The 18,882-nt window shown below is 33.9% G+C and carries 17 protein-coding genes; 8 read left to right on the forward strand and 9 right to left on the reverse strand.

All coding sequences use genetic code 11. The annotated features are described in order from the left end of the window. Positions 1 to 281: 281 nt before the first annotated feature. On the reverse strand, positions 282 to 782 hold the full coding sequence (locus tag MHH98_RS18650; protein ID WP_038179764.1) for a sigma-70 family RNA polymerase sigma factor: 501 nt from the start codon (positions 780 to 782) through the stop codon (positions 282 to 284). Between the two features lie 227 nt (positions 783 to 1,009). Between MHH98_RS18650 and MHH98_RS18655 the strand changes: the two genes are divergently transcribed. From MHH98_RS18655 to MHH98_RS18670, 4 genes are all read left to right on the forward strand, one after another. After that, on the forward strand, positions 1,010 to 1,486 hold the full coding sequence (locus MHH98_RS18655; RefSeq protein ID WP_162148704.1) for a competence protein ComK: 477 nt from the start codon (positions 1,010 to 1,012) through the stop codon (positions 1,484 to 1,486). Positions 1,487 to 1,836: 350 nt separating this feature from the next. Beyond that, positions 1,837 to 2,763 (forward strand): LCP family glycopolymer transferase, encoded by a 927-nt coding sequence (locus MHH98_RS18660; protein WP_038179765.1) that lies wholly within the window; start codon positions 1,837 to 1,839, stop codon positions 2,761 to 2,763. 256 nt (positions 2,764 to 3,019) lie between these two features. Next, complete coding sequence (locus tag MHH98_RS18665; RefSeq protein ID WP_038179767.1) at positions 3,020 to 4,135, forward strand: C40 family peptidase; 1,116 nt, start codon at positions 3,020 to 3,022, stop codon at positions 4,133 to 4,135. A gap of 536 nt (positions 4,136 to 4,671) precedes the next feature. Then, positions 4,672 to 5,421, forward strand: a complete 750-nt coding sequence (locus MHH98_RS18670) for a C40 family peptidase (protein ID WP_076034132.1) — start codon at positions 4,672 to 4,674, stop codon at positions 5,419 to 5,421. Positions 5,422 to 5,591: 170 nt separating this feature from the next. Here MHH98_RS18670 and MHH98_RS18675 read toward each other — a convergent pair whose 3' ends face one another. Then, complete coding sequence (locus MHH98_RS18675; RefSeq protein WP_038179887.1) at positions 5,592 to 7,064, reverse strand: S1C family serine protease; 1,473 nt, start codon at positions 7,062 to 7,064, stop codon at positions 5,592 to 5,594. A gap of 149 nt (positions 7,065 to 7,213) precedes the next feature. Between MHH98_RS18675 and MHH98_RS18680 the strand changes: the two genes are divergently transcribed. After that, positions 7,214 to 8,305: a CapA family protein gene (locus MHH98_RS18680; protein WP_340713377.1), complete on the forward strand. Its 1,092-nt coding sequence runs from the start codon at positions 7,214 to 7,216 to the stop codon at positions 8,303 to 8,305. Positions 8,306 to 8,394: 89 nt separating this feature from the next. Then, positions 8,395 to 9,117, forward strand: coding sequence for a WecB/TagA/CpsF family glycosyltransferase (locus MHH98_RS18685; RefSeq protein ID WP_038179772.1), 723 nt, complete (start codon positions 8,395 to 8,397; stop codon positions 9,115 to 9,117). Positions 9,118 to 9,461: 344 nt separating this feature from the next. Here MHH98_RS18685 and MHH98_RS18690 read toward each other — a convergent pair whose 3' ends face one another. Next, positions 9,462 to 9,782 carry a DUF5658 family protein gene (locus tag MHH98_RS18690; RefSeq protein ID WP_340711703.1) on the reverse strand — a complete coding sequence of 107 codons (321 nt, stop codon included), beginning with the start codon at positions 9,780 to 9,782 and terminating at the stop codon, positions 9,462 to 9,464. Between the two features lie 490 nt (positions 9,783 to 10,272). Here MHH98_RS18690 and MHH98_RS18695 point away from each other — a divergent pair, with 490 nt between their 5' ends. Then, positions 10,273 to 10,701 carry a hypothetical protein gene (locus MHH98_RS18695; RefSeq protein ID WP_038179775.1) on the forward strand — a complete coding sequence of 143 codons (429 nt, stop codon included), beginning with the start codon at positions 10,273 to 10,275 and terminating at the stop codon, positions 10,699 to 10,701. Positions 10,702 to 11,064: 363 nt separating this feature from the next. On the opposite strand, the gene MHH98_RS18700 is transcribed toward MHH98_RS18695, so the two are convergent. The 5 genes from MHH98_RS18700 to MHH98_RS18720 form a co-directional block, all read right to left on the reverse strand. Continuing rightward, positions 11,065 to 11,238: a hypothetical protein gene (locus MHH98_RS18700; RefSeq protein ID WP_340713379.1), complete on the reverse strand. Its 174-nt coding sequence runs from the start codon at positions 11,236 to 11,238 to the stop codon at positions 11,065 to 11,067. 196 nt (positions 11,239 to 11,434) lie between these two features. Further along, complete coding sequence (locus tag MHH98_RS18705) at positions 11,435 to 14,368, reverse strand: hypothetical protein (RefSeq protein WP_340713380.1); 2,934 nt, start codon at positions 14,366 to 14,368, stop codon at positions 11,435 to 11,437. 635 nt (positions 14,369 to 15,003) lie between these two features. Then, on the reverse strand, positions 15,004 to 16,230 hold the full coding sequence (locus MHH98_RS18710; protein WP_038179779.1) for a hypothetical protein: 1,227 nt from the start codon (positions 16,228 to 16,230) through the stop codon (positions 15,004 to 15,006). A gap of 187 nt (positions 16,231 to 16,417) precedes the next feature. Continuing rightward, positions 16,418 to 16,708: a DUF2653 family protein gene (locus MHH98_RS18715; RefSeq protein WP_038179781.1), complete on the reverse strand. Its 291-nt coding sequence runs from the start codon at positions 16,706 to 16,708 to the stop codon at positions 16,418 to 16,420. Then, the gene (locus MHH98_RS18720) at positions 16,696 to 17,157 is read right to left on the reverse strand and encodes a hypothetical protein (RefSeq protein WP_076034137.1); all 462 of its coding nucleotides are present in this window, start codon (positions 17,155 to 17,157) and stop codon (positions 16,696 to 16,698) included. Before MHH98_RS18720 ends, MHH98_RS18715 begins: the two co-directional genes overlap by 13 nt. Before the next feature lie 349 nt (positions 17,158 to 17,506). Here MHH98_RS18720 and MHH98_RS18725 point away from each other — a divergent pair, with 349 nt between their 5' ends. Next, the gene (locus MHH98_RS18725) at positions 17,507 to 17,824 is read left to right on the forward strand and encodes a general stress protein (RefSeq protein ID WP_340713382.1); all 318 of its coding nucleotides are present in this window, start codon (positions 17,507 to 17,509) and stop codon (positions 17,822 to 17,824) included. Between the two features lie 68 nt (positions 17,825 to 17,892). Here the strand turns inward: MHH98_RS18725 and MHH98_RS18730 are convergent, their stop codons facing one another. Next, the gene (locus tag MHH98_RS18730) at positions 17,893 to 18,876 is read right to left on the reverse strand and encodes a methyl-accepting chemotaxis protein (protein WP_038179787.1); all 984 of its coding nucleotides are present in this window, start codon (positions 18,874 to 18,876) and stop codon (positions 17,893 to 17,895) included. Between the last annotated feature and the right edge of the window lie 6 nt (positions 18,877 to 18,882).

Here is an 18,882-nt window from a genome sequence, read left to right on the forward strand (position 1 = left end):
ACTGAAAACGCATGAATTCAAATTCATGCGTTTTCGTGAAGAAACAAATATCCTTAAAAAAATTTGTATGCTTTTCTTAACAAATCAATGCATATCACTAAAATCTATTCAGTTCGACACCAGACTCCCACTTCAAATTAAGATTTCTTCTACAACTGTACTCTTGAGTTCAATTATCCATGACATTTTCTGCAGAGTCTCTTTAAATTCCGCCAAGAAATTTGCTAATTTCGACATTTACCACGGTAAACTGATAGACTTCTATAAAATTTCGCTTCCCCTTACTTAACTTTTTTACGACTTTTCATTTTTTCTTCTCGTATCTGCTTCATAATACGATCTCTCCTTTTTTTAATACCGCCTATTGTAAGTCCTTCCATAACAGCTAATTCGCCATAACTATATCCTTTTATATACAACAGGATGAGTAACTGTAAATCCTTCGTCGGTAACGATTCTAATATAGTATCAAGTATATGGATATCTGAGTCTTCTACACGGTAGTTTTTTATTAGCACTTCTAACGTCTCTGATTCGGCAGGTATATTACGCTCTTCATTGCGCGATTCTTTCTTCAATTCATCTAAAACAGCACCTTGAATACATCGGTAGGCATATGGAGCAAAATCACCGCGACTGTCTTCATATTTTGTCCACGCCTTCCAAAGTCCGATACGTGCTGCTTGTCTATATAGCTCTTGATCTCGATAAATACGACAGCGGTTCATAACACTTGTAATCATTGGTTCAAATTGTGCTAAAACAATTTCAAATTGGTCCATTAGATGGCCTTTCTAGTTGTGCACAACACTTTGTTTTCCCGGGTATTGCTTATCGTATATTGAATTATCGTTCAGGACGAATGTCTAAAGTTAACGTTTGATACAACAAACTTAATGTTTACCCTATCTTAAATCCATTAATAATTTATAATATTTGGAAATTATACAATATTATGTTGATTTACATTGGTTATTTTCGTATGATGGATGAAAATGCGAGGTGTTTGATGATGTTTGATAAGGATTTAGATTTAATCACTACCAATTCATTCGTTTTATCCCCCTTATTTGAAGGAGAAGTGAAGTCGAAGGTAATGACTAGAGATGGATATTTACACTCGACTTTAACGCCTATTCAGCTACTCGAAAAAATTTGTATTCGCTATGGTTCCACTTTTCAAGGTCGGATAGATGCAGTGAAGGAACTTCTCGGCTATTCAAAAAAACTACCACTTTATATCGGCGAAGGTATTTACGCGTACCCGACACGATCACCTTATCACCCTGAGTGTGTATGGGTGTTTTATCATAATTATCGTTATGAGGAATATGGTAAAGGACAGACAATTCTTTATTTCGATCACGGCGAAATAGTCATACTGGATGTTTCCCTACATACAGTTAAAGAGCAACAGCAACGATTAGCCTCGATTATTTTATCTTTACGTTTTAATAAACAGCAAACACTAATTCGTCGAAAGTGATATCAAAAAAAGCTCCTTTTCATAAGAAATGCGAGCTTTTTATTATTTAGATATATTGTTAAAAGCTCTTTCCATGTTGTTTTGAAACTAATCTAATGACGGCATTTAACAAATAAAAATTGAAAACTTAATTGATATTTCTTATAGTCGCCATGTAACCACACTACTATTTACGACATAATCTTCGGCAAGTCGATAATTAAAATTGCTTTTGTCGATAACTTTTATGTTTTGTGATATTTTGTATAATTTCATCGTTTCAAGTAAGTTTGATAATCGACGGAATTGTCGAAATAACTCGCGAGTATACATAGAATAATCGAATCCCACTTTTTGGAGGTGATATACCAATGGATGTACCGGTAGGAAAGAAGAAGAAAAAAAGAAAATGGCCGTGGATTATTGGCCTAATTATTTTAGGAATTGGGCTGTATGGATGGAACGTATATGCTAATTTGTCTTCGAATTTAAAGAGTGTGCACGTAGAAATTAATCGAGATAAATCCGATTTGAGGGTGGAAAAAGTCAATTTAGAGAAAAAAGAGCCGTTTTCCATTTTACTATTAGGAGTAGATCAACGAGAAAATGATAAAGGACGATCTGATACCATTATTGTACTAACGATTAATGCTAATGAAGGAAGTACGAAAATGCTAAGTATTCCGCGAGATACTTATACTAAAATTATTGGGTACGGGACGAGCGATAAGTTGAATCATGCATATGCTTTTGGAGGTACCAAAATGGCAATGGCCTCAGTTGAAAATTTACTTGATATTCCAATTGATTATGTAACGGAAGTGAACATGGAAGGCTTCCAAGATATTGTAGATGCTGTTGGAGGTATTACGGTGCATAATATGCTCGCATTCAAGGAAGAAAGTTATAGTTTTCCAAAAGGGGAAATAAAATTAGACGGTGAACATGCACTCGCATATGTACGTATGAGGAAGGAAGATCCTGATGGGGACTTTGGTCGCCAAGAACGACAAAAACAACTCATACAAGGAATTTTAAAAGAAGGAGCTTCTGTTAGTAGTCTATGGAAGTATAAAGATATTTTTAATGCACTTGGTGACAATATTTCAACTAATTTAACATTTGGACAAATGATGGAGCTACAAAAAAATCATAAAGAAGCGATTAATTCGATTGAACAACTCTATTTTAATAAGGGGCAAGGTCAGACGATGCATGGTATTTGGTATTATATGATGAATAAGAAGGAACTTAAGGATGTATCAGCAGAATTAAAAACTCATTTAGGCTTGAAATAGTTAAATAGTTTATTTTTATTACTATTGATATAATTTTATTATTTTTAATTAGTCATAAAAACCCTTGTTATTTTAACAACAATGGTTTTTATAGTTTTAAATGACCATTACTTTAGAATCTTGCGCATTTTAATAAATTAATCACTATCTTATTACCCCTTTTTACTAATTTCATTGTTTTCTCTGTTTTTTTTCAATAGAATGAGGGTACAAAGAACAGGGATGACAATTTGAAATATAAAGAGGAGTGATTTTTGTGAAAAAAGCTACCTATTCCATTTTGGCTACAGGTGCACTCGCACTTTGTATAAATAGTCAATCGACAGAAGCAAGCTCAAACACTTATACGGTGAAGAGTGGTGATTCTTTATACACAATCGCACTTAAACATGGCACAACAGTCACTAAATTAAAAAAGTCGAATAATTTGAAATCAGATATAATTTATCCAAAACAAAAACTGCTACTTTCCGGCAAAGTATCTACCCAAACATCTAAAGCACCATCTAATACAGCGAATACAAATGCAGTTTCTCCATCTAGTAATACAGCTACTTATAAAGTGAAACAAGGCGACACACTTTCAAAGATTTCAACAAAATATAAAGTCTCTGTCAGTGCCCTTCAAAAAACAAATAATATAAAGGATCATCTTATATTTGTAGGACAAAAGATTAAAATCCCTACTACAACGACAAACGCAGGTAAACCAACTGGTAATACTACAAAACCCAAGCCGGATACAACAACTAAACCATCAAATCCAACAAATGTTAATGCTACTTCCTATAAAGTTGCAGCTGGTGATACGTTATCTGGCATTGCTTATAAATTCGGAATAACGATAACACAATTGAAATCTTGGAACGGTTTAACTTCTGATCTAATTCGTGTTGGACAAACATTAAAAGTCAAAAACAGCTCGAACTCTACTATCCAACAAGATAAGGAAAATACAACAAATGTTTCTAAACCAACAGCACCAACAGTTTCAACAAATGAAATTAAACAAAAAGCTGTTAGCTTAGGTCTATCTTTACAAAATACACCTTATGTTTGGGGTGGACAAACACCAGCAGGTTTTGATTGTAGCGGTTTCATTCACTATGTATTTAATAATGCTGGCCTTTCCATGACTCGTACAAACGCTGCCGGTTATGAAGCTAGATCTTACTATATCAATACTCCTCAAGTAGGTGACCTAGTATTTTTCCGTGATACATATCAAACTGGTATTTCGCATTTAGGCATTTATATTGGTAATGGTCAATTCGTACATGCTGGAGGTACACATGTTCAAGTCTCTTCAGTAAACGAACCTTATTGGGCCAAGCACTTTGATAGTTATAAACGTTTCTATTCACTTGATTGATACTTATACGCAAAAAAATGTATTCTACACTGTTGTTATAAACCAACAGTCAAAAAAAGCATTGCCATGGCAATCCAAATTGCCTTGGGAATGCTTTTTTGTATAGTTAAGTAAGCCAGGAAAAGTATAGAACATAATACTGAAATATTCTTCTTGAACAACTTCAAAGCTATTTACACTGAAATATTTCAATAACAACTAGATTTTGTAACATTATGTTACAAAACACTTCGCTAAAAACTTAAATTATCCAACATATTCCACCAATTTAACCTTTACATAATTTGTTTAACTTTTAAGTAAAAGAAATTAGTGATTTCCCACTAATATTCAAACAACAAAGACTTAAATACCATTCATCATTAGAACTTTATCCTCATTTTTGTTACACAACTGTAATATAACTGTAAACGAAATAGCATTGTGTTTCTTTTCTGAATTCTTTAAAGTATTACTTAGTCAAACAAACTAAAATTCAAAATAATCGTTGAACATTATATACAAAAAAATTGTTGAAAAAGTTGGAGGACGAATTGATGAATATGAAAGCATTATTAACAGCAATCGCATCAAGCACACTTGCTTTAACATTTGCCTTTGGAAGTGCTAAAGCTGCTGAAAACGACAACAACACTAAAGAAAATACAAAAGTTGAAACAGTTGAAGTAACTCAAGTTTCAAACCCGACTGCTACTAAAGTTAATAGTCGTTTTAAAACAACTGCAAGCTTGAACCTACGTTCTAATGCTTCAACTAGCTCAACAGTAAAAACAACTGTTGCTTCAGGCACTGTTGTAAAGGCATCTGCTAAAAAAACAATTGATAACAAAACATGGTATAAAGTTACAGCAAACGGCAAGGTAGGCTGGATGTCTGGTGCTTACCTATCAAAAACATCAAAGAGCGTAACAAAAGCATCTGCAAGTAATGATTCTGGTAGCGACATCGTCGATCAAGCCCTTAAATATATTGGTATTCCATACCGTTATGGTGGTACGACTACTTCTGGATTCGATTGCAGCGGCTTTACACAATATGTTTTCAAACAACAAGGTAAATCTATTACACGTACAAGTCGTTCACAACGTAGTGAAACTAGATATACAAGCAACCCACAAGCAGGTGATTTAGTATTCTTCACACAAGGCGGAGGCTCAATCGATCACGTAGCGATTTATATGGGTGATGGTAAAATCGTACATGCTGCTGGAAGCCAAGTTCAAGTACAATCTATCAATAATGGATACTGGAATCGCTATTTACACAGCTATGGTACTTTTAACTAATTTAAAATAATCAATCATTTTAGAACCTCTAAGTATTGGTCTTTTAGAAAAAAAGCCCTTTACTTAGAGGTTTTTATGTTTGAAATTAGTAATCCTTACTTCTCTTTTAAAACTTAAAGCTTATGTCACATAAAAAAACCTCGAGCTTTGCCGGCTCGAGGTTTAGGTACTTATTCTTCTGATTTTTCATCCGCAGGTTTTTCAGTTGGAGTTTCTGTACCTTGTGTTTCTACAGATTCTTTTTCCTCTTCATCTGATTTTCCATTGTCATCAACTGGTGGCGTAGTTACATTTTCTTTATCTTCTTCTTTTTTGTCACCAGAACCTGATGTCGGCAGATCTGTATTTGTCGATAAGATATTAATTTTTGTAAACTGATAGTCTCCATATTCATCAATAATTATTGTGTACTCAATGGATTGTTTTATCGTTCCTTTTGTACCTGTTTTAACGTCTTTGTAAGTGTATGTCGAGTTAATAATTGCTGTCGCGTAGTGATCAGAGATGTTCGGAGAATCATCATAAATATGCACTGCGCCAAAAGTAAATTTCAAATCTTGATACTCTTTATCTTTTGATGAATAGTTTGCAATCATCTCTTTAGCTGTTGTTGCTGCACTACTGTTTGGTAACAAATAAGTTTCGTAGTAGTTTTTATTTTTATCTTTGATAGCGTATGGGAATAATTCATAGTAGCCATCAATATAGTCTTTAATTAATTTTTTGTCTAAATAAGCATCCTGCTTATGATCGTAATCTTCTTCGTCATCTAGTTTAATGTCGACGTCTTGGTCTGCCCATTTGGTGATAAGTGACATTATTGAATAGATCGGGATTGCGTAACCAATTTCAGGTTTATCCGTTAAAATGATGGAGTTAATACCGATAACATTACCAGTTGTCGCATTAACTAAAGGTCCACCACTAGAACCTGGCTCTAATCTTGCTGTGATTTCATATAGATTTGAATAATTATATTCATCTGTAAAATTGGCGTCTAAACTTTTAATATCGCCTTCTGTTGAAGTACCACCCTTGTTATTAGGACTTCCAACGGCAATGACTGGCGTATTTATTTTTGCTTTTGTAGTATCCAGTACAAGTGGGTCTTTACCTTCTAAACTAGGAACACGAATTAGTGCAATATCTGTTTTTTTGGAAATACCTATTACTTGTCCTTGAAATTCTTGACCATGCTCATTTGTCACAAATACATAAGATGCATCTTTTACAACATGTGCATTTGTAATAATGTCCCCTTTTTTATTGAAAAGAAAGCCCGATCCTTGTTGTAAATCTGTGTAGACAGTGTACACTTGCGTTTTTGCATTCGCAATAATAGCAGATGTATCATTTTTAGGCATTATCACATCTGTGACATCTTCATTCGTGATACCAGCTTTTACATCCGTCGTGACAGATCCTTCTTGTTTCTCAGGAGTGTCCTCATCTAAATCTTCTTTTGGTTCTTCCTGAGTTGGTTTTTGGACATCAGCCACTTTAACATTTGGTTCAGTTGTCGCTTCATCATTTTTTGTAAGGAGTGTGTATAATCCAGCAATAACTGCTATGATTAAAATAATGGAAGCCGCTACACGTTTGAAGGATGTTTTTTGGGGTCGATATCTTCTATTATTATTCACTTTTACATCCACTTCCTGTCTGCATAAAATTCATTACTATAATAGACGGATGAACTACATCTAAAGTTTCAAAAAATGTAGTAATCATTTTTCACAAAGTTTATCATAGCACAATCTATAGAAAATGGACTTAGAAAGGATGATTTTCTTTGAAAAAAATTCTATTAATATGTTGTACCCTTTTTTTACTTAGCGCATGCACCATTTCTGAAAAATACCAAAAAATAGTATCCAATGAAACTATTACTGATAAACAACCAGAAAAAGTTGAGCAAGAAGCGCCCGTTATAAAGGATAAGAAAATTTCCATCGCTATGATTGGCGATATCCTATTGCATGAACAATTATTATATTACCAAGATTACTCCCCTTCTTTTGCTGCGGTAGAAGATACCTTAAAGAGCTACGACTTTCTGCTAGCGAATCAGGAATCCTTACCCGTAGGTAAAGAATTTGGCTTATCTGGCTACCCTAAATTTGCGAGCCCCGATTATATTGTTCGTGATTTAAAAGAAACTGGTGTTGATCTCTTATCAGTAGCCAATAATCACACATTAGACCGTGGTGAAGAAGGCGTACTAGCTGCTCTTAAAAATATCAAATCTTATGGCCTTCCTTATGTTGGTGCTTATAAATCGGCTAAAGACCGCGACAAGATGCGTATTATCGATGTCAAAGGCATCAAAGTTGGAACATTATCTTACACCTATGGTACAAATGATAATGAAACACCTGCCGGCAAAGAATATCTAGTCAATCGCATCGATCTTGACACTATTCAAAAGGATATCAAAAAAATGCGGCCTAATAGTGACGTCATCATCGTTAATATGCACTGGGGTGTTGAATACCAATCTACACCAAATAAGAAGCAAAAACAAATGGCAAAAGTCATTTCTGAAGCTGGTGCAGATATAATTTTTGGTCATCATCCACATGTCTTACAGCCCTATGAGAAATTAACTGCAAAAGATGGACATGAGACCCATGTATTTTACTCTTTAGGTAACTTTTTCGCTTCAATGCAAGATCCATCTACTTATGTGGGTGGCATCGCTTCGTTAAATGTTGTCAAAAATGCCGAAGGAGATATTCGAATTATTTCACCCGGCTTCACCCCAACTGCTATTATGAATAAAGACGGTTTCTATTCAGTAGAGTTTTTGAAGGATGTCGAAAAACAGGCTGTAAGATCCGTTGATTGGGTAAAAGAGACTGTAGGCGTTGATAGTAAGAAGTAAACATATTGGACGTTTACACCCTAACCACGCCCCTTTCAGATGCTTTACTATATAATAGAAAGAAATGCTTTTATAAAGAAGGTTTTTAAATGAAGAAAATAGATATTTTATCGATTCCGATTACGGATACAACAAAAAAAGAATTTGTAAATACAGTTACAAAACAAGCAGAACAAGTTTGGATCGTTACCGCGAATCCTGAAATCATTATGCTTGCCAAAGAGCTACCCAGTTATGAGAAGCTATTACACGCCGCTGATTATGTAGTGGCAGATGGTATAGGTGTTGTCATTGGCTCTAAAATGCTAGGACAACCATTAAAAGAACGCATTCCGGGATTTGAATTAGTACATGAGTTTATGGCATCTGCGAATGCTACGGATAAGCGCAATAAGATTTTCATGTATGGCGGTAAGCCTGGTATCGCAGCTAAGGCTGCTGAGATGGCAAAAGCCCAGTACCCTACTATTGAAATTGTTGGCGTCGCTGATGGCTATGGCGGAGACGGTACTGGTGATGAAGTTGCATCAAAAGCGGCTTCTCTATCACCTGACTATGTATTCGTAGCCTTAGGCGCTCCAAAGCAAGAGGAATGGATTGCTGCTCATCTCGAAAAGTTTCCTAACGCCATTTTAATGGGTGTTGGCGGGAGCTTGGATATACTATCTGGGAACATTGATCGCGCACCAGATATCTTCCTTAAGTTGAATTTAGAATGGTTCCACCGCTTGATAACTCAACCTACTCGTTGGAAGAGAATGCTGAAGATTCCGCAGTTTTTGCTTGCTGTGAAGAGAGATGGACGGAAATGATTGTTTGTTGAGTAGTGGGACAAAATTGGAAAGCCGCCTGGATAGGCGGCTTTTTTGTGTGGTTTTGGGTGTGGTTTTGGGATTGTTGTGGTAACTGGGTTGTTTGTTGTGTTAACTCCGATGTTTGTTGCGCTAACTCGTCTGTTTGTTGCGCTATCTCCGGTGTTTGTTATTTAGCAGAATATTCATGTCCTTAAAATCTAGATTTTTGTTTGAATAAAGGGTAGTTTTCTAATTTTATTGAAATATCGTTATTCCCCTTTTAAGCAAAAGAAAGCCCCTAACCTCCAAAGAGTTGAAGGACTAATTGTAGTAAAATACTCTAAGAATCTGGAACCCACTGATTAGATGACTAATGAAATCCACCAAATATGCTGAATGAACACAACGCTGTAAAGAAGAATAGCCGCTCCCATTAAGAGTAGTAATGATCTTTTAATCTGAACCTTACTGAGTATATACAATAACAATAATGGAAACATAATTTTCAACGAATAAAACCCAAAAACACTACTTTCATATACTAGTCGCATGAGTGGGTTTGCTTCAGTAATGTGGTTATGTCTAATGCCAAAATCGGTGAAAATGGAATCTAAAACGGATAAGAATAATAGAAATAACCCCGCAAAAAATAGTTTGCTACGAGGAAAAAATGCAAGTTTCATTTTCAAACAATGTAACCCCTTTTTTATTCAATAGTATGCTTGTACTATTCTGGGATAACTGATGGTGAAATATACTTTTGAGTTGGTGAAATTTCCAAGAAGGGATTTTGAGAAAAAAATAATTTCGATGACTGATACTGTATTCATATATATGCTTAAAAACCAATAACATTCAGACGAAAATCACTTGTTCTGAAATTAAGAGCAATAATGTATCTATCCACGATTATTCAGTTAAATGATCGATTTAGATTATTGCTCATGCTTTTATTTTTAACGTTTTTAACTATAGAATTAACTTACATAACAAATTCTTCATCGAGGTTGTTTAATAGTTATTAATCAAGGTAGTTCTCCTAAAAGAGTCGAATGCGTTCATTAAATAGAAGATTTTATTTCCAATAAACATTTTCTAATTATTAACTTATAGTTATAATTTCATCCTTTTTTGGAAAGCATGTATTTATCACTGAAAGAAGGATGATAAATTATGATTAAGAAGTTTTTCGCCATTTTAATAATATGTTCAATTTCTTTTTTCGCAGGGTCGTATTATACAATGAACAATTCACCCTCTAAGTTCCTTGATTGGAATAAGGAATCGATTTTCCAAGATGGCGTTGAATTAATTTCAATTCTGCCTCAAAACCTAGAGGTCGTATTTGATGATATAAAAATCTTCATATCCGATTCAATCGACTTCGTTGATGAAAAGATCGGAAACTTACTGAATAAAGAAAAAGATGATATAAAAAGTGATATAGTAGAAAATCAAAATGACTATAAAAATCCTTTATTTGAACCAACTGAAGATTTACAACAAGCAAATCTTGATTATGATTTTAATGAAAATACAATCATAAATACGATAGCAGAGAATTACTTAAGTAAATCTCAAGAAATTTTAAGTGAAGACTAATAATTAGGTTAAGAGAACGTACCGATTGATTAAATGATTTTTTTAGGGTTTGTTTCTCAAAGCGCTTTGTTTGTTGACGAAACAACATTCTTCATAATCTTATTAATAAATCGATCAAAAGCCCCTAATCTCTTAAGAAAGTAGGGGCTACATTGTTCCAATTATTAAATTGACTCGTTAATTTAGTTAACAAGCCGATTCGTCTATACCCCATTCTGACGCATCGACTTCTCCTGATGGGTGTTTATAACATACCAAACGGACGCCCCATTTAATAATATGACTGATTTATTACTTCTACTATAATCGCATATAGGTTACCTATATGATAGAAATTTAAATGAGTTAGCTCATTTTTTGTATTCAGAACTTAACTAGAAAATGTTCTCTACCTTCTTCTCCCAGAAACTCTCTAAATAACTTTGACCCATCTTGGAGCGATTTTACTTTGAAGTTACTATACAACAATAATTCTCCCTTTATTAACTGCATCGATACAATATCTACTTGTCTTGCTTTTACTACTCTTTCTTCCATAATGTATTTCTTCTAAATGTAAATAACCCTAATTCCAAATGGCATAAAGGCTGTTAATACTAACTTAATCATATTATATATTTGAAATGACATTCATTTCACTAGGCAACAAAAAAACTCCTACCTTCCGAAGAAGATAGGAGTCTTTGAATCCGTTCGCCCAATAAGGTAAGGGGTGGATTATCAAGAGTTACAATTAGCGAGTAGTTGTAATTTTGATTTCTTTAGCTTGAGTATTTAAAGCTGTATCTTTAACTAATGCTGCAAGAGTTTCAACTGTTACAGCTTTAGTAGTATCAAAGACTACAGTTGAAGTTGCAGGTTTAGCTGGTACGATTTCAGCATCTTTAGCATAGTACTTATAAGTAGTTGAACCACTTGTAATTGTATCTGTATTTTGTAGAGTATAAGCTTTAGCAGTTGCATCGTAGAATCCATCTGCTGGTGCTTTTACTTCAGGTGTTACTCCAGCATCTGGACTTGGAATGATTACTTCATCTTTAGCATAGTAAGTGTTAGCTCCAACTTTATCGCCAGCTTTTGCAGTGTAAGCTTTAGCAGTTGCATCGTAGAATCCATCTGCTGGTGCTTTTACTGCTGGAGTTGTAGTAGCTACAGATTTATCTGCTGTGATTAAAACTGTTTTACCAGTTACACTAACAACAGTAGCTGAGTTAAGTGTTACATCTTTACCATCTTCAGTAAATTTAAATGCTGTTTTAACATCATCAGTTGAAACGATACCAGCAACATTTTCATTGTAAGTTAATACAAATGTTTTACCATCTGCTAATAGTTGAGCAGTCTGTAATTTAGGAGCAATGTTATCATTAACAGCTACTGTACTTGTATGAGATTTAACTGTTTTTGTACCCGCAATATTTTTAATGTTAGCTGCTGTGAATACAGCTGCTTTATCGTCTTTTGCAATTGATTCTGCTGGTAATGTAATTGTTGCCACTTTTTGGTCTTTATCAAGAGTAATAGTAGTACCAGTTTGAAGTGGTTTACCACCTAAAGTATAGTTTGCAAGGTCAGTTGCTGAACCAGCTACTGCTCCGCCTTTAACTGCTTCTGGGAATGTTACAGTAATAACATTAGAAGTTGCTTCAGCTTTTGTAACTATAAATTCAGTAGCTTGTTGACCTTGGCCAAAATCGATTGTGTAGTTGAATGCTGCTGATTTGTTACTAGCTTCAGCTAAGTCAGTTACTAATTCATTGTTGAATGAGATTGCATATTGACCTGAAATAGATTCAGCAGTTGTTGCTTTGAATACTACTTTTTTATCTCCAGCTTTTACTTCTAGAGCTTTGTAGTTAGCAAATGTAGTAGTATCAAGAACGCCATTTGCGTTAACGATTGAAGTTGCTACAGCATGTAATGTTGTACCAGCTGCTACTGATGCTGCTTTTAAACCTTCGCTAAAGTTAATTTCGATTGATTCAACTTTACCATCTTTATCTTTAACTACGTTGTAGCCAGTTGCTACTGGTTTAACAGCGTCTTTTGTTAAAGTTACTTTTAGTACTGAATCAGTTGTTTTATTGCCTAATTTATCTTCCATATCTTTAGGTAAAACTACACTGAATGTACGGCTATCTTTATTTTTGAAAATATCTTCTGTAACAGCAATTTTGAATTGTGTATCCTTTGAACCTTCTACTACTGCTACAGCGCTAACTGCAACATTTGCTAGAGCTTCATCTTTAACTGTGATACCAGCTACTTTAGCTACATTCATTGCTTTACTGAATGTTACTAAGATTTCTTTATCGTTTGCACCAGCTGACACTGTTGCAGATGGAATTGCTGCATCTACTGATACTGTGAAGTTAGCTGAAATTGATACTACTTTGTTACCAGCTGTATCTTCTGCATTGATTACTTCTAAAGTATGTGCTTTACCTGCTTCAAGGTTTAAGCCTGTTAATTCTAATTTATCAGAAGTACCTGTGAATGAAGTTACTGCAACATAATCACCATCAACTTTAACTAGTACGCCAGCTTTTACTGGTTCTGATAATTGGATAGTTGCAGTTTTTGCTACTGTACCGTTTGTTTGAGCTTCAACGCTTAAAATTGAAGGAGCTACTTTATCTTCAAAAGTAATTTTGCTTACGAATTTTTCAGTAGATACTTTAGCATCTGCTTTTGTTTGGATTGCGTTGACTACTACAGTAGCATCTGTAACTTTAATTGCAGTAGTTGAAGTTAATGTTAATGTTTTACCATCTTCTGATAATTTACCAGTAGAAAGTGGAGCACCCTCAATTGTTACTACGTTTAATTTTTCAGCATCTGTTTTATCTACTGCTTTGTTAAATGTAACTTTAACAGTTGTACCGTTAATCGCTTCTACAGCTTTAACTTTAGCTCCAACTTCAATACCTTTTTCGAATGCGCGTTCTACGCCTTCTACTGTGTAAGTGTCGTTAGCAAGTGCTGCATCGAAGTAGAATTTGCCTTCAAATTCAATTAAACCTTTGTTAAGTGCTGCATCTTTATAAAGTTGATCTTTGAACACTACTAAACCTTTGTTTAATACTGCATCTTTGTAAAGTTGATCTTTGTAAACTGTCAAACCTTTGTTTAGGTTACCAGATACATAAAGTTGATCTTTGTAGATTCCTGTTGCTGCTTTACCAGTTTTGTAGTAAACGCCTTTGTAAAGACCTGTCGCTTTTTTACCAGCTTTGTAGTAAGTTTTGTTAACTACGCCAGTGTAAGCTTTACCTGATTTGTAGTATACGTTTTTGTAAGTACCTGTCGCTTTTTTACCAGCTTTGTAATAAGTTTTGTTAGTTACGCCAGTGAATGCTTTACCTGCTTTGTAGTATACAGATTTGTAAGTACCTGTCGCTTTTTTACCAGCTTTGTAATAAGTTTTTTTGTAAAGACCAGTTAATTTTTTACCGTCTTTATATAGAGCTTTGTTGTAAGTCTTGTAACCTTTTACAACTTTACCAGTGCTCTTATAAACAAGTTTACCATTGCTCACCTTTACTGAAGTTGAACTTTTTGCGAATGCTGTATCTGATCCAGCAGCTGCGAATGATCCTGTTAATACTGCAGCACCAATGACAAAGGCAGTAGCCGATTTTACTAGTTTAAGTTTGTTGTTTACCATTTTATTCATTCTCCTTTACTTGCGGACTATCTAAAAGTTTTAAAGTCGTGTAGTTAATACCGTTAAATATCCTTTAAATTTACTTTACGTAATCCTTATTGACTATATTAACACACAACGAAAGGTATACTTAATATTTTTTTGGGTTTTTTACCATTTTGTTCGTTTTTGATAGTATATTCCTATTAAATTTATATAAATTTCCACTTAATAATATAATAGATTTATGTTATTTCAAGATAATTACTTATTAAAATTTTATTAAAACATACTAATTTTCATAAAATGTTATTCAAAAATTACTATAAGTGGATTTTTTATAATAAAATATCACTATAAATTAATTTTATTGGAATGTTTAAATAATTTGAATATTCAGTTTTATTAGACTTTAATTATTACCTTTATTTGTATTTTTAGGTTATTTTTTATAACATTTTTGCGTATTATGTTAATAAAAAGGATTAGATATAAATATTTCCTTACGTTTATTTTTATCATAATTATTCCAAATAAAACTTTAATTGGTTTTTTTAGCATACTAACATATAGATTGATATTATATTATTTCAATATATTTACCCATAAAAAAGTAAAAACGCAGCCAGCAGTTTACTGACTACGTTTCATATACTTTAATCTTCTACCATTTCATAACCATAATTGGCATCTGCAATATGGAGAGCTGATTCACCCTCTACTCCAATTGAACCGAACAGTTTAATATTATCAATGCCTAAAATAGTAATGTTATATTTTCCTGCAGTGATGGGTCCTGAGAGATCAAAGGTTGATACCGTTTTGGCTTTGTTCCATTTAAATGCAGAGATAGTATATAGAACACCATTTTTTTCTACGTTAATTAAAGGCTTCTTATTATTAACTGCTTGGCTATATGTTACTTCTAGCGTTTTAGTATCAACAATACGAATAGATTTAATAGTTGTCGCGTTTCTAACTAATTCTCCATCTTCGTATAGATTTCCACCATATTTGCCATTTGCGATATCTGTATGATAATAATATTGACCATCAAATTTTGCAATTCCATAGTTTTCTTCTTTTCCATTGTAAAGTCGATCTTCAAATAATGTATATCCCATATTATATTCTGCATCGTTATATAAGATATCGTTATATAGGAAGTATCCTTCGTTTAAATACGATCCATCGTACAGTTTTTTATTATAGGTTGCATAACCGACATTCGGCTTTGCGTTCGTATATAATCTATCTTTATATACCGTTTTACTTTTTCTTAAATACGCTCCGTAGTAAAGTTCGCCATCAAAGATTCTATAGCCACTATTTATTTTTGCACCATAATATAATTTACTTTGATAAATAAGCGCACCTGTATTTAAATCTTCCCCATCGTAAAGTAAGCCATTATAAATTCTAAAACCTTCATTCGGCCAGCCATCTGGGGTATAAAGTTTGTTTTTATATACAACATATCTTCCAGGCTCTTTACCAGATTCGTAATAATAACCTTCTAAAAGACCCGTAAAAAGTTTACCGGATTTATAATATCGTTCATTGCCATCAACCGTGTATTGACCAGTTGCTTTTTTTGCATCTACATAGAGGACTCCCTGATAAAGCTTTTGCTTTTTATAGAGCTTGCTTCCTTTATACAGCTTGCCGTTTTTCACCTTATAGCTTTGAGAAACCTTTTTCTTAGTTTTTGTCGGCTTTTTTGTTGTTGTTTGAAAACCGACCTTTGCTTTTTGTAATTTAGTAGAATTAGCAGCTTGTGCGATGTCTGTTTTCGTTAATGTTATTATCGAAGGGATTAATAGTACGGAACAAAGTATAAGCCGTCTGAGAAGTTTGGTACGAGTTTTGTTAGTCTTCTGCATCGATTTTAAAGCTCCTTCACTTATATGTATTTAGTGTATTTAGTTCTTACACTCCATGTAACATACTTATTTTACCACATTTAAACCTATTTTTTTGTGAAATGCTGGTATTTATGTTTTATTATTAAAATAACACAAAAAAGCATCACTGATTTAATAGATCAGTGATGCTTTGTTTTATGTTTTATTAGTTTACTACCGCAATAATGCCTTCTTCATCATCTAGTACAAGTTCAATTCCTGAAGCGAATGGATCGCGGTTTAGGAATTCGGAAATCCATAGACGAACTGCCGCTATTAGACCTGCTTCGCTAATTGCTTCAACTTGACCTCTAATGAATGATTCTGCTGAAAAGCCTTCATCATCATCGTAAGCCAATTCAACTTCAACATCTTCTGGCATAACGTTTTTGTTGCGAGCTTGGAAAAGACATATTGCATTGATAATATCTTGTTCTGGAATAATTATCTGTTCCATGGGTTTGCTTCCTCTTTACGTTTCTTTGCTTTTAGCATTGTAAATACTTTACGAACTAATGCAATTAACACGATAATTGCAAGGATATTTACTGCGAATCCTAAAATAGAACCAAGTGCTCCCATGTTACCAAATAGACCGCCGAATAATAGTCCTGCTAGTCCACCAAGCATAAGACCTTTCATAAGGCCGCCCTTCATGAAGCCCCCGCCAGATTTTGTAGCCGATGTTCCGTTAGTTGTTTTTGTATCTTGTTTATCTTTTTGAATATTTGAGTTAGTCGGTTGGTTGTTGTTATTTGTGTTGTAATTCTTGTTCGTATTGAAGCCTTTTTTACCTGATTTATACCCTTTTGCTTCAACTGTTGTTGCTTGGTCGTTGAACACAAAGCTTCCGACACTTGAGAATACAAGAGTGGCTGCAAATAAAGCTGCTACTAATTTTTTCAATGTATGACCCTCCGTCAATTTTGGTAGTTTTCTTTGGTGCTAACCCCACTGAACAGTGTATCACTCACTACTGAATATTTACACTGATATACGAGCGTTAGCCTATCTCATCACGGATAATTATCATGATTTACTTTATATACGTTCATAAGGGCAAAAAGTTTCAATAAAAATAAAGTAATTAATTTCTTTCTCACAAAGTACGTTACTTCCTATATATAGGAAGTCATTTAAAGTATAAGATTTTACTAATTGTATTATTTGAACGCTTGGTCTTTTTTAACTTATTGTTTAGATACTAATCCTTCAGGGTAAAGATTATATGTAAAACAAAATCGGAGGGATTTAAATGACATTAAAATTAACAGTAGAAAACGCCGTACAAGCATTGGAAGAAATCAAAAAGTTAGAACTGCAAGGTCACTCACGAGATGATATCTATGTATTCGCACACTTTAAAGAAAGATCTGATGATATCAATAAGGCTCTAGATACTGCTGAAGTTGGAATCAAAGAACAAGGTATCTTAAATAGTATGAAGAATATGTTCACTTCACGTGGTGATGAACTACGCAATAAGATGGAAGCTGCTGGCTTAACAAAAGAAGAAGCTTCTAACGCGGAAGAGGAACTAGATCAAGGTAAATTGATTATTATAGCTAACTAATGAATATGTACTGAACCCCCAATCACGCTAGTAGTGATTGGGGGTTTTTTGAATTTATATTAGTTATATTAAAGTTGGTCGTTTTTCAGTGCTTCAACTAAGTATTTTACTTGAGAAATATAGGATGTCATATCTGTTGAAATGAAAAATTTATCTTGTGAGAATATGTACAGTTCATCTATTCTTTTAGTTGATTGTTCGGATAAATGGACAATCGCTTCAAGTTCTTGACGGAATGTGATTATTTCAGCCATTGTTTGATCTGTTGCGAGCTTAATACCTGACATACTTGTAAATAGCTTTTTTTCTGAAATTGCTATTTTCCCGAAGAATTCACTTGTCAAACGAGTCATTTCTTGCGTATGATCGAATTCTTTTGATTTTTCAACGATATCTGCTGATAGTACCGAGACTTGTCTGACAATTTCATTCACTTTTTTATTCACATTCACTAATGCATTTTTACTTTGTTCTGCTAATTTACGCACTTCTGCAGCTACCACTGCAAAACCTTTCCCATGTTCCCCTGCTCTTGCCGCTTCAATTGAGGCGTTTAATGCCAGTAAATTCGTTTGATCTGCTATCCCCGCTATTATATTGGTAATAGCTATAATGTCATTTGTTTCTTGCTGTACTTCCGCGATTGATTTTTCGAAATTAGTAAATACGTTTTTGACATAATCCATTTGAGAGTCGAGCTTGTCCATATTTTCATTGCCTTCATTTACTAATCCAATATTTTGCTCACCTTGTGCTTCCACTGCAGCTGTAATACTATGTATGTTTTGCGCTTCATCAAGGATTCTTTGGATATTATCACTCGAGGTGATTAAAGATGTTCTGCCCTCTTCCACAGTATTTTTCACCTCTGTAATACGCTCTATAAATACGCTGTCGCCTTTTGCGTTTTTTTCATTGGATGATTTTAATAGTGCGACTAAATCAAGTAAACCATCAATCATTGATTCTTTTTCATCGGGAGTTAATAAGTTGATTTCTTCTATTAAACTGTCAGAATGATTTTCTTTTTGTTTGAAAAAGGTTTTAAGCATGCTCAA

The sequence above is a fragment of the Viridibacillus sp. FSL H8-0110 genome (genome assembly GCF_038003565.1).
Lineage (GTDB): Bacteria > Bacillota > Bacilli > Bacillales_A > Planococcaceae > Viridibacillus > Viridibacillus arenosi.

Excerpts from the sequence above, each read along its gene's own strand:
- MHH98_RS18695 (WP_038179775.1), top strand. The coding sequence starts at position 10,273 with ATGATTAAGAAGTTTTTCGCCATTTTAATAATATGTTCAATTTCTTTT.
- MHH98_RS18650 (WP_038179764.1), bottom strand. The coding sequence starts at position 782 with ATGGACCAATTTGAAATTGTTTTAGCACAATTTGAACCAATGATTACA.
- MHH98_RS18660 (WP_038179765.1), top strand. The coding sequence starts at position 1,837 with ATGGATGTACCGGTAGGAAAGAAGAAGAAAAAAAGAAAATGGCCGTGG.
- MHH98_RS18690 (WP_340711703.1), bottom strand. The coding sequence starts at position 9,782 with ATGAAACTTGCATTTTTTCCTCGTAGCAAACTATTTTTTGCGGGGTTA.
- MHH98_RS18655 (WP_162148704.1), top strand. The coding sequence starts at position 1,010 with ATGATGTTTGATAAGGATTTAGATTTAATCACTACCAATTCATTCGTT.
- MHH98_RS18705 (WP_340713380.1), bottom strand. The coding sequence starts at position 14,368 with ATGGTAAACAACAAACTTAAACTAGTAAAATCGGCTACTGCCTTTGTC.
- MHH98_RS18670 (WP_076034132.1), top strand. The coding sequence starts at position 4,672 with ATGAATATGAAAGCATTATTAACAGCAATCGCATCAAGCACACTTGCT.
- MHH98_RS18715 (WP_038179781.1), bottom strand. The coding sequence starts at position 16,708 with ATGGAACAGATAATTATTCCAGAACAAGATATTATCAATGCAATATGT.
- MHH98_RS18700 (WP_340713379.1), bottom strand. The coding sequence starts at position 11,238 with ATGGAAGAAAGAGTAGTAAAAGCAAGACAAGTAGATATTGTATCGATG.
- MHH98_RS18730 (WP_038179787.1), bottom strand. The coding sequence starts at position 18,876 with ATGCTTAAAACCTTTTTCAAACAAAAAGAAAATCATTCTGACAGTTTA.
- MHH98_RS18725 (WP_340713382.1), top strand. The coding sequence starts at position 17,507 with ATGACATTAAAATTAACAGTAGAAAACGCCGTACAAGCATTGGAAGAA.
- MHH98_RS18685 (WP_038179772.1), top strand. The coding sequence starts at position 8,395 with ATGAAGAAAATAGATATTTTATCGATTCCGATTACGGATACAACAAAA.
- MHH98_RS18710 (WP_038179779.1), bottom strand. The coding sequence starts at position 16,230 with ATGCAGAAGACTAACAAAACTCGTACCAAACTTCTCAGACGGCTTATA.